Genomic DNA, 14,615 nt, shown 5'->3' on the forward strand with positions numbered 1-14,615 from the left:
GGTTCGGGAGGAAAACTCATGGCCGTAGTCAATAACGCCGCCAATATCAAAGTCATCGGGGTCGGCGGGGGCGGTGTCAACGCTGTTGACCGCATGATTCAAGACGGACTTGCCGGTGTGGAATTTATTGCCGTTAACACCGACGGGCAGTCCCTGGTGAAATCCGAAGCGGAAACCAAACTCGATATTGGTCGCGAGGTTTCTAAGGGCCTGGGAGCGGGTGCGGATCCTTCGGTGGGTAAGCGCGCCGCGGAAGAAAACGTGGAAGTTATCCAAAGCGCCCTCGAAGGCGCGGATATGGTGTTCGTCACTGCTGGTGAAGGCGGAGGGACCGGCACCGGTGCCGCCCCCGTGGTTGCCAAGGTGGCTCGGGATTTGGGAGCGCTGACTGTCGGCGTCGTGACCCGTCCCTTTGAATTTGAAGGTGCCCAGCGTGCCAATAACGCCTCCATGGGTATCGCGGAACTGCGCCAAGCGGTGGATACCCTCATTGTTATCCCCAATGATCGCCTGCTGGAGATCGCCGAGGAAGATCTCACCATTATTGAGGCCTACCACCTCGCCGATGAGGTGCTGCGCTCGGGCGTCAAGGGAATTTCGGATCTTATTACCATTCCAGGTCTGGTTAACCTCGACTTCGCGGACGTCAAGGCCATTATGAAGGACGCGGGCACCGCCCTCATGGGTATTGGTTCGGCCTCCGGGGAAGATCGGGCGGTGCGCGCTACCGAGAGCGCCATTTCCTCCCCGTTGCTGGAAGCCTCCATCGACGGTGCACACGGCGTACTTATTTCCTTCCTGGCCGGTGCGGACTTTGGTATGAAGGAGCTTGCCTCCGCCTCCAAGATGGTCAAGGAAGCGGTGGATCCGAACGCGAATATTATCGTTGGCCAGATTATCGATGAATCCCTTGGCGACGAGGTGCGCGTAACGGTGATTGCCGCGGGCTTCGATGAGGCACGTGACCACCTTTTGCAGATGGATGGCGTGCCCGCCGGGCACGATGCCGTGGAGCCTATTGAGGACCTCGCCCCGGTGGAACCCGAACCGGAAGTCGAAGCCGTGGCGAGCCCGGCCCACCCGGTGGCCAGCCCCGCCTATACGCCGGCCCAGCCCGAAGCGCAGCCGGCTGCGCAGCGCCCGGGAACTCACCGCGCCATCCCGCCGCGGGTGGAAGAACCCCAGCGCTCCGATCTGGATATCCCCTCCTTCCTCTTCGAGGAAAACTAAGGGAAACTGCGGAAAACTGCGGGAAACCGCGGGAAACCGCGGGAAACCGCGGGAAACCCCAGAAAAGCTCGAAAACTCAGGGAAACATAGGGCATAGGAAACTCAGGCATCAATGACTCGTAGCGCGCTGGTGGAGTGGGTGGCGGATATCTCCGTGCCCGGTGGCCGCATCCGGGCGGGATTCACATCCCGCGCCGGTGGGGTATCCCGCGCTCCTTTTGCGGGCCTCAATGTGGCCCACCACGTCGGGGATGACCCCGCCACCGTGGAGCACAACCGAGCTCTGCTCGCAGAGCAGATCGGGCAGCGCCCCGTCTATATGGACCAGGTGCACGGGGACCACCTTGAAGATGCCGGCGTTCTGACTTCCGCCGGCACCTTCGTGGCCCCCGGCACCGACGGCCTCCTCATTGACATCCCGCTTAGCTCGGGCACCGCACCGGTACCGAGGGGTGCTGCCGCGGTGGTCATGGTGGCCGATTGTCTCCCGCTGCTCCTGGTGGCGCAGGATCGCCCCGCCGGGGCCGCCGTCCACGTGGGCCGGCGCGGTTTGGAGGCCGGTATCGGGCCGGCCGCGGCGCGCGCTCTCGGGCCGGAGCACCTCATCGCCTACCTTGGTCCGTCCATCTGCGGGCGTTGCTACGAAGTGCCCGAGGAGCTCCGTGCCAGCGTCGCGGCGCGCATCCCCGAGGCTGCCGGGCGCACCGCCTGGGGCACGCCCTCCCTCGATATTGCGGCCGGGCTCACCGCCCAGCTGCGCGCCGTCGGTGTGTCTGAGATCCACGTCAGTCCTCGGTGCACCCGCGAAGATCCAGATTTTTATTCTTACCGACGTGCATCGCGCACCGGCCGCTTCGCCGGCGTGCTCGCGGTGGACTGCGATACCCCCGCGGCGCGCCGTGCTGACAAGGCCGGGCGCGTCGCCTAACGTAAAACGAGAACAGCGAGAAGGGTTGGCTGCTATGGGAATGCTCCAGCGTTTTGTCTCCAAGGCAACGCTTAACGACGACGAGTACCTGGATTACCAGGACGATGCCGATTACTACGAAGATGATTACGAGGCCGAAGCGGAAAGCCCCGTCAGCGAAATTCACGCTGTGGAGCAGCCGGTAGATATCGCCCGCATCATCACCGCTAAGCCGCGTTCCTTCACCGAGGTGCGGGGCTTCGCCGAACAATTCCGCGACGGCCTGCCCGTCATTATCAACCTGGCGGAAGCCGACGACGTTGCACGCAATCGCATTGTCGATTTCGCCACCGGGATCTGCTTCGGGCTACACGGGGATCTCAATAAGATTTCCGCGGACGTGCTGCTCATGACCCCGCGCACCGTCCGCATGGAAAACCAGCGCCCGGAGTCGCGTGATTCGTTCTAATGGCAGTATTTGGAATCATTCTTTCCACCCTCATCAGCATCTATCTTCTGGTGCTGCTCGCGCGGGTGATTATTGATCTGGTGACCATTGCGGCGCGTGATTGGCGCCCCAGTGGCGCCCTTCTCGTTATCGTTAATATCGTCTACGCACTTACGGACCCGATTCTCAATCTGGTGCGCAAAATCATCCCGCCCCTGCGGCTGGGAGGCATCGCGATTGACATCGGTTTCATCGTTGTTTTTATCGTGCTTCAAATCCTCAATGGGATAATTTTACGTATCTTTGTCTCGTAGTTCGCCCAGATGAGGTAGGCTTTATCCGAGAGCCGTGTGCTCATAACACAGCCACGTGCTCTTAACACAGTTTCGTTACACTACTTGAGGTGAGAAATGGCAATGCTCACGGCACAGGATGTCATGGATGTCCGCTTTAAGCGCCCGGAAACCGCGGAGACCGGTTACGACGAGGTACAGGTCGATGAATTCCTTGACGCGATCTACGAAACCATCGTCGATTTGTCGAAGCAGCTCCAGGAAGCGGAGAATCGCGCCACCGTCGCCGAAGCGCGCGTGACCGAACTCCAGAACGGTTCGGGTGAAGAACCCGCAGCGCCGGACCAGGCCACAACCACCGCGTCCTTCGCTCAGCCCACCGGCACCGTTGGGGAACAGGCCGCCGCCGTGCTTCAGATGGCGCAGCAGACCTACGAAGAACTCGTGGCCCGCGGTGAAACCGAGAAGGCTCAGAAGATCCAGGATGCGGAAACCCGCAGTGCCAAGATCATCGAGGATGCCGAAGCTCAGTCCAACCGCACCCTGGCCCAGCTGGAGCAGGAACGCGGCCTGGTGGAGCGCAAGATCTCCGAGCTGCGTGACTTCGAGCGTGATTACCGCACGCGCCTGCACAGCTACCTGGAGACGCTGCTCGCCAACGTCGATTCTGGCGCGCAGGAACCCGAAGCTCGTAACTAGTGCGTATGGTGAGGCGAAGCACCTCGTGGTTCCTCATCCTCGTGGGGGCGCTGGCCGTGGTGGCCATCGACCAACTCACGAAGCAGTGGGCCATCGCTAACCTCAGCCAAACGGAGCGCATCGCCATTGTGGGGGATGCCCTCGGGCTGCACCTGGTCTTCAACCCGGGTGCAGCATTCTCACTGGGGGCAAATTCCACCCGCGTCATTACCGCCATCGCGCTTGTCGTGGTGCTCGCGGTTTTCCCCGTCCTCGCGGCACGGGTACGCCACCGCTGGATCGGCGTGGGCCTGGCCCTCATGTGGGGCGGCGCGGCCGGCAACCTCATCGACCGGATCTTCTTCGAGCCGGGTGGTTTCGCCGGGCACGTGGTCGATTTCATCGCATACTTCGACTGGTTCGTGGGAAACGTGGCCGATATTGCGCTGGTGGCCGGGGCCGTGATCATGATCGCTGTCGCGTTCTTTATGAACGACGGCGCAGCTCGAGCCAGCGCGGACTCTGGCTCTGTATCCGCATCAGCCTCCATGCCCGCACCCAGAAAGCCGGAGCGAGGCGAGTAGCATGTGGCGGACCTACCCGGTCACGGAAGAATTTAACGAAGCTCGTATCGACGCGGCGATCGCACGCCTGACCGGCCTCTCGCGCGCGGAAGTGCAACGCCTTATCGATGCCGGGGATGTTCTTCTGGACGGCAACCCGGTAGCGAAATCCCTTCGGCTGCGCGCGCCGAGCATCCTGGAAATCAATATTCCTACCCCGCGCACCGTTGCCCCGCGCGGGGGAGATGTCACCATCCCCATCCTCTACGAAGATGCCGATCTGGTGGTGGTGGATAAACCGGCCGGCCTGGCGGCCCATCCGTCCCTCAATTTCACCGGCCCGGACGTGTTGGGCGCCCTCATGAACGCCGGGGTGCAGCTCTCTGCCTACGGACCGGCCGAACGCAAGGGTATTGTGCACCGCCTAGACGTGGGCACCTCAGGGTGCATGGTGGTGGCGAAATCAGAACGCGCCTATGTGCTGCTCAAGGATGAGTTCCGCAACCGCGTTCCCGAAAAGATCTATCACGCCCTCGTGCAGGGGCATCCCGACCCGCTCTCCGGCACCGTGGACGCCCCCATCGGGCGCGATCCGCGCCATCAGTGGAAAATGGGGGTGCGGGCGGACGGGCGCCACTCCATCACCCACTATGACACCCTCGAAGCCATGGCCGGCGGCAGCCTCCTCCAGGTCCACCTGGAGACCGGGCGTACCCACCAGATCCGGGTGCATATGTCCGCCCTCGGCCACCCCTGCGTGGGGGACGCCACCTACGGGGCCGACCCGGGCCTGAGCGAAACCCTGGGGCTCACCCGCCAGTGGCTGCACGCCACCCGCCTCGGCTTCGAACACCCGGACGGCAGCTGGCGCGAATTCGAGGCTCCCTACCCGGAGGACCTCGCCACCGCTCTTGAGCGCATGCGCGCGGGAGTTTTTTCATGACGACGGCGCACGACGGCGCACCGCTGCACGGTGCGCCGCGCCCCACCACCCCGTCATACGGCGCACCGCTGCACGGCGCGCCGCGCCCCACAGTCCCGCCGCCTGCCGCGCCAGATACCACCGCGCCGCAACGCGGCGCCACCCAGCTGCGTTGGCTCGAGGGAGACCTGGAGCGGGCTCGCGCCCTCCGTATTGAGGTTTTCTGCGGGGAACAGGGCGTACTGCTGGAAGAAGAACTCGACGATATCGACGAACGCGCCCACCACGTCGTCGTCGAAAATAATGCTGGTCAAGCATTAGGCGCTGCGCGGGTCTACGCAACCACCGAAGGCGTCGTACACCTGGGGCGCGTCTGCGTGCGCCGTTCCGCCCGCGGGCTAGGCGTGGGGCGCTTCCTGTGCGAGGCCGCAGCCGAGGTAGCGCTGCGCGAATTTGGACACGCCGGGCAGGTGCGGATCGTCCTCGACGCCCAGGAGGACAAAATCGGCTTCTACCGGGCCCTCGGCTACGAACTCACGGCCCGCGCACCCTTCCTGGACGCGCGCATCTGGCACCGGGAAATGGCGCGGGTAGTGAGTGCTGGATAGACTAGGCCCCATGGCCGCTCCCTCAGATTTCGTTCACCTGCACACCCATACCGAATACTCCCTGCTGGACGGGGCGGCGAAAATTAAGCCGCTGGTGGCGCAGGCCGTCGCTCAAAAGCAAAGCGCCCTGGCCATCACCGACCACGGCTACTGCTTCGGCGCCTATGAGTTTTATCGGGCCTGCAAGGACGCCGGCATCAAACCGATTATCGGGGTGGAAGCTTATATGACCCCGGGGACCTCGCGGTACTCGAGCAACCGGGTGCTGTGGGGGGATGAATCACAGCGCAGCGATGACGTCTCGGCGCGCGGGGCCTATACCCATATGACCTTGCTCGCCACCAATAACACCGGGATGCATAACCTCTTCCGGCTCGATTCGCGCGCCTCGCTGGAAGGCCAGATGGGCAAATGGCCCCGTATGGATATGGAGCTCCTTGAGGAGCTCCACGAAGGCCTTATCGGCACCGCCGGCTGCCCCTCCGGGGAGGTGCAAACCCGGTTGCGGCTGGGCCAGCACGCCGAAGCCCTTGAGGCCGCCGGGCGCATGCAGGAAATCTTCGGCAAAGAGAACTACTTCGTGGAAATCATGGACCACGATAATGAGATCGAGCGGCGCACCCGCAACGACCTGCTCGAACTCGCCAAGAAAATCAATGCGCCGCTGCTGGCCACCAATGATTCGCATTACGTGCGCGCGGAGGATCATTCCGTCCAGGACGCCATGCTCTGCATTAACTCCGGCTCCACCCTCCAGGATCCCAACCGTTTCAAATTCGATGGGCACGGCTACCACCTGCGCTCCACCGAAGAAATGTACAAGCTCTTCGGGGACCTGCCCGGGGCGATGGAAAACACCCTGCTGGTGGCCGAACGCTGCAATATCTCCTTCACCACCGCCGCCGAAGGCGCCAATTACATGCCGGTCTTCCCGGTGCCCGACGGAGAGGACATCACCTCCTGGTTCATTAAGGAAGTCGAACGCGGCCTGCATTCGCGCTACGGGGAGCATATTCCCGATCACGTGCGCCAGCGTGCCAATTACGAGGTGGAAGTCATTGTTCAGATGGGCTTCCCCGGATACTTCCTCGTGGTCTCCGATTACATCCTGTGGGCCAAACGCAACGGCATCCGGGTGGGGCCGGGGCGTGGCTCCGGGGCCGGCTCCATGGTGGCCTACGCGCTGCATATCACCGAACTTGACCCCATCGAACACGGCCTCCTCTTCGAACGTTTCCTCAACCCGGAACGCGTATCCATGCCCGATATTGACGTGGACTTCGATGAACGCCGCCGCGGGGAAGTCATCGCCTACGTGGAAGATAAATACGGGCATGACAAAGTCTCCCAGGTGGTCACATTCGGCACTATTAAAACGAAGCAGGCCCTCAAGGATGCGTCCCGGGTGCTCGGCTACCCCTTCGAAATGGGCGAACGCCTCACCAAGGCCCTCCCGCCCTCGGTCATGGGCAAGGACATCCCGCTTTCCGGCGTTTTCGATGAGAAGAATTCCCGCTATATGGAAGCTGGGGAATTCCGCGATATGGTTTCCACCGATGTGGATGCCAAACGTGTTTTCGACCTGGCCCAGGGCATCGAAGGCCTCACCCGCCAGTGGGGCGTGCACGCCTGCGCGATCCTCATGTCCTCCGTGCCCCTCACGGACGTGATCCCGGTGATGAAACGCCCGGCCGACGGCGCGGTCATCACCCAATTCGAATACCCCGAATGCGAGGACCTCGGCATCCTCAAAATGGACTTCCTGGGGCTCTCCAACCTCACCACCATTGAGGACGCCCTGGAAAATATCGTGGCGAATAATAAAGATCCCCTCGATATTGATAATGTTCCCCTCGATGATGAGCGCACCTTCGAGTTGCTCCAGCACGCCGATACCCTCGGTATTTTCCAGCTGGACGGTTCGGGAATGCGCACCCTGCTCAAGCAGATGAAACCCACCAACTTCGAGGACATTTCCGCCGTGTCCGCGCTCTATCGCCCCGGCCCCATGGGGATGAATTCCCACACTAATTACGCGCTGCGGAAGAACGGGCTGCAGAAAATCGAGGCGATCCACCCCGAGCTGGAGGAGATCCTCGAACCGATTCTGGCCCCCACCTACGGCCTGATCGTCTATCAGGAACAGATCATGCAGATCGCCCGGACGGTGGCCGGCTTCACCATGGGCCAGGCAGATTCGCTGCGCAAAGCCATGGGCAAGAAGAAAAAAGACGTCATGGATAAGATGTACGTCGATTTCGAAGCCGGAATGGTGGCCCAGGGCTTTAGCAAGGACGCGGTGAAAACCCTGTGGGGCACCATGGAGCCCTTCGCGTCCTACGCGTTCAATAAGTCCCATTCGGCCTGCTACGGCGTGATTTCCTACTGGACGGCCTACCTGAAAGCCCACTACCCGGTGGAATACATGGCGGCCCTCCTCACCTCCCGCAAAGACAATAAAGACAAAATGGCGGTCTACCTCGGGGAAGCCCGCCGCATGGGCATCAAAGTACTCGTGCCCGACGTGAACGAATCCCTGGCGAATTTCTCCGCCGTGGGGGAGGAGATCCGCTTTGGCCTGTCCGCGGTGCGTAACGTGGGCGCGAAAGTTGTGGACGGCATTATTAGCGCCCGTGAAGAGAAGGGCGCTTTCACCTCCTTCCAGGACTTCCTCGATAAGGTCCCCCTCGAGGTCCTCAATAAGCGCAGCGTGGAATGCCTCGTGCGTGCCGGGGCTTTCGACTCGATGGGCTATACCCGCCGCGCTTTGCTCTCCAAAGTCGCCGAGGCGGTAGACGCCGTCGTCGCCCTAAAGAAAAATGAAGCGGTAGGGCAATTCGATTTGTTCGGCGGTTCTGAAATCGCCGGCGGGGTGGAAGTCGATATCCCCGAGCTGCCCGAATGGGATAAACGCGAAAAGCTCAACCTCGAGCGCGATATGCTCGGCCTGTATGTATCCGACCACCCGCTTTCGGGCATGGAGCATATTCTGGACCGTGCGGCAGATACCACGGTGGTGCGTCTTTTGGACGACGACGCCGCAACGGACGGGCGGACTGTGACATTAGCCGGACTCGTCACAGCTGTCCAACCGCGCATCTCCAAGAAAAACGGGAAGATGTGGGCGACGATCGTCCTGGAAGATATGACGGGCAGCACGGAAATTAACTTCTTCCCGGCCACCTACCAGACCGTGGCCGGGCTGCTCGCCCCGGACCAGGTAGCGATTATTACGGCGCGCGTCTCGGATCGCGATGGCAATATTCAGCTCTCCGCCCAGGATATGAAAATCCCCAGCGGTGACCTGCTCCCGGATTCGCCCGTGGATGTGCAGCTTGCTGAACGTATCTGCACTCGCGATCTGCTCGGGCAGCTGAGCGATTTGCTGCGCACCTACCCGGGTAGTGCCCCGGTGCGCCTCCATATCCAGCGCCCCGGGCGCACCTCGGTGGTGCAGGTGGGTCAGGAATTTTACGTCAAACCCGAGGCGCGTTTCTTCTCCGATCTCAAGGTGCTCCTCGGGCGCAACTGCGTGGTGTCCTAGCGGCGCGGCGGCGTTGCGAGGCGGGGTGCAGCGGCTACGCGCGGTCGGCGGGCCCGGGTGCCGCGAGTCGGGGACGGTGCGGCTACGCGCCACTGGCGCGGGCCGCCGCGACGCGCCACCGGGCGCGTTGGGTAGACTGGGCGGGTGAAGAAAACTTTGACTCGTATGGCGGCGCTGCTTAGCTGCACGGCGCTGCTGGGATCCACCGCCCTGCTGGCCGGGTGCCAGCCCTCCTCGACCTCGCCCGCGGATGGCACTTCAAGCTCCGCAGCCGCATCGAGCGCGGATACCGCGCGCATCGGCGTGACGGCATCCTTCACCCCGATCCGGTGGCTTGCCGAACAGATCGGCGGGGATTACGTGACGGTCACCTCCGCCACCCCCACCAATGTGGAACCCCATGATTACGAGTTTTCTCCGAAGCAGGTCGCGGAGCTGGAAAGCACGGATGTTATCTTCTACGTCTCCGGATTCCAGCCCTCTCTCGACGCGGCTATTTCCACCATCGGGGCCGGTAACGCCGTGAACCTGGCCGATGCCGCGAAGCTGGTCCACCACCGCGGCCTGGCCGATAATCACGGGGATGAAGCTACCGAAGCCGGGCGCGTCCTCGACCCGCATTTCTGGCTTGATCCGGTGCGTATGCAAGATGTAGCCGAAGCGATCACCGCTTCGCTCTCCTCTATGGATCCGGAACATCGCGGTGATTTCGAGGCGAATTTCGCGCGCCTCAAGCAAGAGCTCACCGATCTGAATTCGCGCTACACTACCGGCCTGGCCCAGTGCGCCACCACCACGGTGGTGTCCTCCCACGCGGCTTTCGGTTACCTGACCGACCGTTACAACCTGGTCCAGGTGGGGATCGCCGGGATCGACCCGGATCAAGATCCCTCCCCGCTCGATATCTCCGAAGTGAAACGCATTATGGCGGAAACCGGGACCCGCACCATCTTCGCGGAAGCCAATAGCCCGGCGAAAACCGCGGAGGCCATCGCGGCGGAAACCGGCGCGCAGCTTTCCTCGCTGAGCACCGCGGAAGCCGATCCGGAGGGCGCGGGCTACCTGGCCATTATGGATAGCAACCTCGCCCACCTGCGTGAGGGATTGCAGTGCCAGTAAGCCCGGCCCCGGCACCGGGTACGGGCGCAGCACCCGGAACGTCCCCGGCACCGGGTACGGGCGCAGCACCCGGAACGTCTCCGGCACCGGCTAGGGGCGCGATACCGGCGCAGCCCGCGGTTTCCCCGGCTCTCCTCGCCCGCGATTTGTGCATTACCCTGGGCGGGCGCGAAATCGTGCATTCGGCTCACCTGGAGATCGCGGCCGGGGAGTCGGTGGGGATTTTCGGGCCCAACGGCTCGGGTAAATCCACCCTTGTCAAAGGGCTTCTCGGCGTCGTACCCCATACCGGAACCGCGCAGATATTCGGGGCGGATACCGCGCGCCCCCGCCAGGTGCCCTGGCACCGAGTGGGCTATGTGCCCCAGTCGATGGTGCACGCCGGCAACCTGCCCGCCACCGCCCTGGAAGTGGTGCGCTCCGGATTACTTTCCGGGCGCCACCTCTTCGCGGATAAAGGGAAAGCGGCCCGCGCCGCCGCCTACGAGGCCCTCGCGGCGGTGGGTTTGGAAAACCGCGCCCAGGACCCGGTGCGGGTCTTTTCCGGCGGGCAGCAGCACCGTGTCATGATTGCCCGCGCGCTGGTGCGCCGCCCCGATCTGCTGGTTCTTGACGAACCGCTGGCCGGGATCGATGCCCGCGCCCGCGCCGACCTGGCCGAAATCCTCACCCGCCTGCACGGCTCGGGTCTTACTCTCGTCATGGTGCTCCACGAACGCGGGGAACTCGCCCACCTGGTGGGTCGCGATATTCAAGTATCCGATGGCTACGTGCACGGGGGAGTGGCGCAATGATCGCAGATATTCTTTCCTCGCCCCTCATGATGCGCTCGCTGCTGGTGGCGGTGCTCGTGGGGCTGGCCGCGCCGATAGTGGGCAGCTACCTCGTCCAACGCGGCATGGCCCTCATGGGCGACGGCATCGGCCACGTGGCCCTCACCGGGGTGGCCCTCGGCTGGCTGACCGGCACCTGGTTGCACGGGCAACCCGAACGTTTCGCGGTACCCGGCGCCCTTATTATCGCGGTGCTCGGCGCGCTCATTATCGAATGGGTGCGCTCCTCGGGAATCACCTCGGGAGATACCGCGCTCGCGATTCTGTTTTACGGCGGTATTGCGTGCGGGGTACTGCTTATTTCCCTCGCGGGTGGTACGACGGCGAACCTCAACTACTACCTCTTTGGCTCGGTTACCACGGTCACGGGGCAGGACGTGTGGTACACCGTGGCCCTCACCGTGGTTATCCTCGCGGTGGGTATCGGGCTGCGCGGCCCGCTCTTCTCCGTGACCAATGATGAAGACTTCGCGCGGGCCTCGGGCCTGCCGGTACGGGCTTTTAACATCCTCATCGCGGTCACGGCGGCCCTCACGGTGGCGGTCTCCATGCGGGTGGTGGGAATTCTGCTGGTCTCGGCCATGATGATCGTGCCGGTGGCCACCGCCCAACTGGTGTGCTCCTCCCTGGCGCACACCCAGTGCCTGGCCATGGGGCTCGGATGCGGGGCTGCACTTGTCGGATTGGTCATTACCCGCTATGTTTCTGCCTCTCCCGGGGCTATGATCGCGGTGATTCTCATTGCCGGGTACGCAGTTGTGGCAATCATGTCCACACTGGTACGGCGCAACCACAGGAGGGTTCATGAACGCGTCTAAACCGCGGGTAACTGCCCAGCGGATCGCCATTTCGAAGATGGTGGAGACGATCCCGGAATTCGTTTCCGCCCAGGAGCTCCACGAAAAACTTTCCCGGGAAGGCCGGCGCATCGGCCTGGCCACCGTGTACCGCACCTTGCAGGCGATGGCGGACGAGGGGATTCTTGACACTATGCAGGAGGGCACCGAAACCCTCTACCGCTATTGCGAAACCGAAGAGCACCACCATCACCTCATGTGCCGGCGCTGCGGGAAAACCGTGGAAATCGCGCTGGAAGGGGCCGAAGATTGGGTGCGTTCCATCGCCACCGCGAACGGCTTCTCGGATGTGGATCACACCCTTGAACTCATCGGGGTCTGCGCCGATTGCGCCGGGCAGCATAACGGCCGGAACCGGGAAGGAATGGGCCGCTAAGCATGGATTCCTTCTCATTCCTGGCCGGGCGTTCCTTCGCCTTCGTCTATCTTTTCCTCTTCCTCGTGGTGTCCTTGCGTTCCAGCGCTACTTTCTGGTTGGGCCGCTATGCCGCCTACCTGGTGGCCCGGCAGCGCGAGCCGCGCAACCGCCTCGCCCACCGGGCCTGGGCCTGGGCGCATGACGAGCGCGTGATCGCGGCCTCGCAGCGGGTGGCGCGGCGCGGCTGGCCCCTCGTCACCCTGTGCTTCTTCACCATCGGGGTGCAAACCGTCATCCTTATCGGTGCTGGGCTCACCCGCATGAGCGGCTGGCGTTTCACCCTGGCCGCGCTGCCCGGCTGGCTGGGCTGGGCGGCGATCTACTCCACGGTGGGCATGCTCGCCCTGCGAGCGGTCTGGGCCGCTATTTTCGGTAACCCGTGGGGAATTGCCGCAGTGGTCGTACTGGGCGTCGTCGTCGCATATTTCCTTTTCGTTTTCCGCACCGGCCGGGACCGCGCGGAAACGGGCGCGGCGGTAGACTAGACGGGCCACGCATCATCCGGATGCGCGCAATAGAAAGGAACAACGTTGGCTAAGCCTGCTCCCTCCCGTCTCGATAACGTTATTTCTTTGGCCAAGCGCCGCGGTTTCGTATTTCCCGCCGGGGAAATCTACGGCGGCACCCGCTCGGCCTGGGATTACGGCCCGCTGGGAACCGAGCTGAAAGAAAATATTAAGCGCCAGTGGTGGCGCTACATGGTGCAAAGTCGCGATAACGTTGTGGGTATCGACTCCTCCATTATTTTGCCGCGGGAAGTGTGGGTTGCTTCCGGGCACGTCGGCGTGTTCAACGATCCGCTTATCGAATGCCTCAACTGCCACAAGCGCCTGCGCATGGACCAGCTCCAGGAAGCGCTGGCCGCCAAGAAGCATATTGACGACCCGGATTCCATTCCCACCGCGGAGCTGGGTTGCCCGCATTGCGGCGTGAAGGGCCAATGGACCGAGCCGCGCGATTTTAATATGATGCTGAAAACCACCCTCGGCCCGGTGGAAGACGAATCCGGCCTGCACTACCTGCGCCCGGAAACCGCCCAGGGTATTTTCGTGAATTTCGCGAATGTGCAAACCACCTCGCGCAAGAAGCCGCCCTTCGGCATCGGCCAGATCGGCAAGTCGTTCCGCAACGAAATCACCCCCGGAAACTTCATTTTCCGCACCCGCGAATTCGAGCAGATGGAACTGGAGTTCTTCGTCAAGCCGGGGGAGGATGAAGAATGGCACCAGTACTGGATTGACCAGCGTCTGGATTGGTACAAGGACCTGGGGATTAACCCGGAGCACCTGCGCCTGTACGAACATCCCAAGGAAAAGCTCTCCCACTACTCCAAGCGCACCGTGGATATCGAGTACAAATTCGGTTTCCAGGGTTCGGATTGGGGCGAACTGGAAGGCATCGCCAACCGTACCGATTTCGACCTCACCACCCATATCAAGCATTCGGGCAAGGATCTGTCCTACTTCGACCAGGCCAGCGGGGAGCGCTACGTTCCCTACGTGATTGAGCCCTCGGCCGGGCTGACCCGCTCGCTCATGGCATTCCTCGTGGATGCTTACGTGGAGGATGAAGCCCCCAATACCAAGGGCGGGGTGGATAAGCGTACCGTGCTGCGCTTGGATCCGCGCCTGGCACCCGTCAAGGCCGCGGTGCTCCCGCTCTCGCGTAACGAGAAGCTCACGCCCCTGGCGGCGGATCTTGCCGCGCGCTTGCGGGCCTCGTGGAATGTTGATTTCGACGACGCAGGAGCGGTCGGGCGCCGCTACCGCCGCCAGGATGAAATTGGCACCCCGTACTGCGTGACCGTGGACTTCGACACCCTCGAAGACCAGGCGGTGACGGTCCGCGACCGTGACACCATGGAGCAGGTCCGGATCCCGCTGGAGAAGGTGGAGGGCTTCCTGGCCCAGAAACTGGTGGGCTGCTAGAGGCTCGCTACCCGCACGCGCAAGGCACCGCGCGGCTGGGCGAGGGCAACCACATCGCCGTCGCTCAGCGCGCTGCCGCGCCGGGTTTCCACCTGGCCGTTCACGCTAATATCGCCCGCTTCAATAAGCTCGCGGGCTTCGGCACCGGAGGCGGCCAGCGATGCTAATTTCACGAACTGGCCGAGCTTAATCGGCAAACGAACCTCAATGCTGGGGATATCGGCTTCGGTCACGATGGTCCTTTCACGCGGGCGGAGTGCTGCCTTC

At 62.8% G+C, this 14,615-nt stretch carries 16 protein-coding genes; 15 read left to right on the plus strand and 1 reads right to left on the minus strand.

The window, feature by feature from the left end; all coding sequences use genetic code 11:
• Positions 1-18 precede the first annotated feature (18 nt).
• The 15 genes from ftsZ (at position 19) to CYJ17_RS05910 (ending at position 14,348) form a co-directional block, all read left to right on the plus strand.
• Positions 19-1,230 carry a cell division protein FtsZ gene (ftsZ, locus tag CYJ17_RS05840; RefSeq protein WP_101595102.1) on the plus strand — a complete coding sequence of 404 codons (1,212 nt, stop codon included), beginning with the start codon at positions 19-21 and terminating at the stop codon, positions 1,228-1,230.
• Between the two features lie 112 nt (positions 1,231-1,342).
• The gene (locus CYJ17_RS05845) at positions 1,343-2,158 is read left to right on the plus strand and encodes a polyphenol oxidase family protein (RefSeq protein ID WP_087070939.1); all 816 of its coding nucleotides are present in this window, start codon (positions 1,343-1,345) and stop codon (positions 2,156-2,158) included.
• A 40-nt stretch (positions 2,159-2,198) separates the two neighbouring features.
• The gene (locus CYJ17_RS05850; RefSeq protein ID WP_234984516.1) at positions 2,199-2,606 is read left to right on the plus strand and encodes a cell division protein SepF; all 408 of its coding nucleotides are present in this window, start codon (positions 2,199-2,201) and stop codon (positions 2,604-2,606) included.
• Positions 2,606-2,899, plus strand: coding sequence for a YggT family protein (locus CYJ17_RS05855; protein ID WP_087070937.1), 294 nt, complete (start codon positions 2,606-2,608; stop codon positions 2,897-2,899). Before CYJ17_RS05850 ends, CYJ17_RS05855 begins: the two co-directional genes overlap by 1 nt.
• Before the next feature lie 96 nt (positions 2,900-2,995).
• Positions 2,996-3,577, plus strand: coding sequence for a DivIVA domain-containing protein (locus tag CYJ17_RS05860; RefSeq protein WP_016442554.1), 582 nt, complete (start codon positions 2,996-2,998; stop codon positions 3,575-3,577).
• A 5-nt stretch (positions 3,578-3,582) separates the two neighbouring features.
• Entirely contained in the window at positions 3,583-4,140 is a 558-nt protein-coding gene (lspA, locus tag CYJ17_RS05865; protein WP_087071203.1) for a signal peptidase II, read from the plus strand.
• Between the two features lies 1 nt (position 4,141).
• On the plus strand, positions 4,142-5,062 hold the full coding sequence (locus tag CYJ17_RS05870) for an RluA family pseudouridine synthase (RefSeq protein ID WP_087070936.1): 921 nt from the start codon (positions 4,142-4,144) through the stop codon (positions 5,060-5,062).
• Entirely contained in the window at positions 5,059-5,649 is a 591-nt protein-coding gene (locus CYJ17_RS05875; protein ID WP_087070935.1) for a GNAT family N-acetyltransferase, read from the plus strand. Before CYJ17_RS05870 ends, CYJ17_RS05875 begins: the two co-directional genes overlap by 4 nt.
• 10 nt (positions 5,650-5,659) lie before the next feature.
• Positions 5,660-9,193, plus strand: a complete 3,534-nt coding sequence (gene dnaE, locus CYJ17_RS05880) for a DNA polymerase III subunit alpha (RefSeq protein ID WP_087070934.1) — start codon at positions 5,660-5,662, stop codon at positions 9,191-9,193.
• A 144-nt stretch (positions 9,194-9,337) separates the two neighbouring features.
• On the plus strand, positions 9,338-10,312 hold the full coding sequence (locus tag CYJ17_RS05885) for a metal ABC transporter substrate-binding protein (RefSeq protein WP_143231889.1): 975 nt from the start codon (positions 9,338-9,340) through the stop codon (positions 10,310-10,312).
• Positions 10,303-11,106 (plus strand): metal ABC transporter ATP-binding protein, encoded by an 804-nt coding sequence (locus tag CYJ17_RS05890; protein WP_234984515.1) that lies wholly within the window; start codon positions 10,303-10,305, stop codon positions 11,104-11,106. Before CYJ17_RS05885 ends, CYJ17_RS05890 begins: the two co-directional genes overlap by 10 nt.
• Positions 11,103-11,963, plus strand: coding sequence for a metal ABC transporter permease (locus CYJ17_RS05895; protein WP_101657586.1), 861 nt, complete (start codon positions 11,103-11,105; stop codon positions 11,961-11,963). Before CYJ17_RS05890 ends, CYJ17_RS05895 begins: the two co-directional genes overlap by 4 nt.
• Positions 11,950-12,378, plus strand: a complete 429-nt coding sequence (locus CYJ17_RS05900) for a Fur family transcriptional regulator (RefSeq protein WP_087070931.1) — start codon at positions 11,950-11,952, stop codon at positions 12,376-12,378. Before CYJ17_RS05895 ends, CYJ17_RS05900 begins: the two co-directional genes overlap by 14 nt.
• Positions 12,379-12,380: 2 nt before the next feature.
• Positions 12,381-12,905 (plus strand): VTT domain-containing protein, encoded by a 525-nt coding sequence (locus CYJ17_RS05905; protein WP_035276647.1) that lies wholly within the window; start codon positions 12,381-12,383, stop codon positions 12,903-12,905.
• A gap of 45 nt (positions 12,906-12,950) precedes the next feature.
• The gene (locus CYJ17_RS05910) at positions 12,951-14,348 is read left to right on the plus strand and encodes a glycine--tRNA ligase (protein WP_087070930.1); all 1,398 of its coding nucleotides are present in this window, start codon (positions 12,951-12,953) and stop codon (positions 14,346-14,348) included.
• On the opposite strand, the gene CYJ17_RS05915 is transcribed toward CYJ17_RS05910, so the two are convergent.
• On the minus strand, positions 14,345-14,581 hold the full coding sequence (locus tag CYJ17_RS05915) for an RNA-binding S4 domain-containing protein (protein WP_087070929.1): 237 nt from the start codon (positions 14,579-14,581) through the stop codon (positions 14,345-14,347). The genes CYJ17_RS05910 and CYJ17_RS05915 overlap by 4 nt on opposite strands.
• Positions 14,582-14,615: the final 34 nt, after the last annotated feature.

The sequence above is a fragment of the Actinotignum timonense genome (genome assembly GCF_002860685.3).
Lineage (GTDB): Bacteria > Actinomycetota > Actinomycetes > Actinomycetales > Actinomycetaceae > Actinotignum > Actinotignum timonense.

Coding starts and splice junctions, on each gene's coding strand:
- ftsZ (WP_101595102.1), top strand. CDS start 19: ATGGCCGTAGTCAATAACGCCGCCAATATCAAAGTCATCGGGGTCGGC.
- CYJ17_RS05845 (WP_087070939.1), top strand. CDS start 1,343: ATGACTCGTAGCGCGCTGGTGGAGTGGGTGGCGGATATCTCCGTGCCC.
- CYJ17_RS05850 (WP_234984516.1), top strand. CDS start 2,199: ATGCTCCAGCGTTTTGTCTCCAAGGCAACGCTTAACGACGACGAGTAC.
- CYJ17_RS05855 (WP_087070937.1), top strand. CDS start 2,606: ATGGCAGTATTTGGAATCATTCTTTCCACCCTCATCAGCATCTATCTT.
- CYJ17_RS05860 (WP_016442554.1), top strand. CDS start 2,996: ATGGCAATGCTCACGGCACAGGATGTCATGGATGTCCGCTTTAAGCGC.
- lspA (WP_087071203.1), top strand. CDS start 3,583: ATGGTGAGGCGAAGCACCTCGTGGTTCCTCATCCTCGTGGGGGCGCTG.
- CYJ17_RS05870 (WP_087070936.1), top strand. CDS start 4,142: ATGTGGCGGACCTACCCGGTCACGGAAGAATTTAACGAAGCTCGTATC.
- CYJ17_RS05875 (WP_087070935.1), top strand. CDS start 5,059: ATGACGACGGCGCACGACGGCGCACCGCTGCACGGTGCGCCGCGCCCC.
- dnaE (WP_087070934.1), top strand. CDS start 5,660: ATGGCCGCTCCCTCAGATTTCGTTCACCTGCACACCCATACCGAATAC.
- CYJ17_RS05895 (WP_101657586.1), top strand. CDS start 11,103: ATGATCGCAGATATTCTTTCCTCGCCCCTCATGATGCGCTCGCTGCTG.
- CYJ17_RS05900 (WP_087070931.1), top strand. CDS start 11,950: ATGAACGCGTCTAAACCGCGGGTAACTGCCCAGCGGATCGCCATTTCG.
- CYJ17_RS05905 (WP_035276647.1), top strand. CDS start 12,381: ATGGATTCCTTCTCATTCCTGGCCGGGCGTTCCTTCGCCTTCGTCTAT.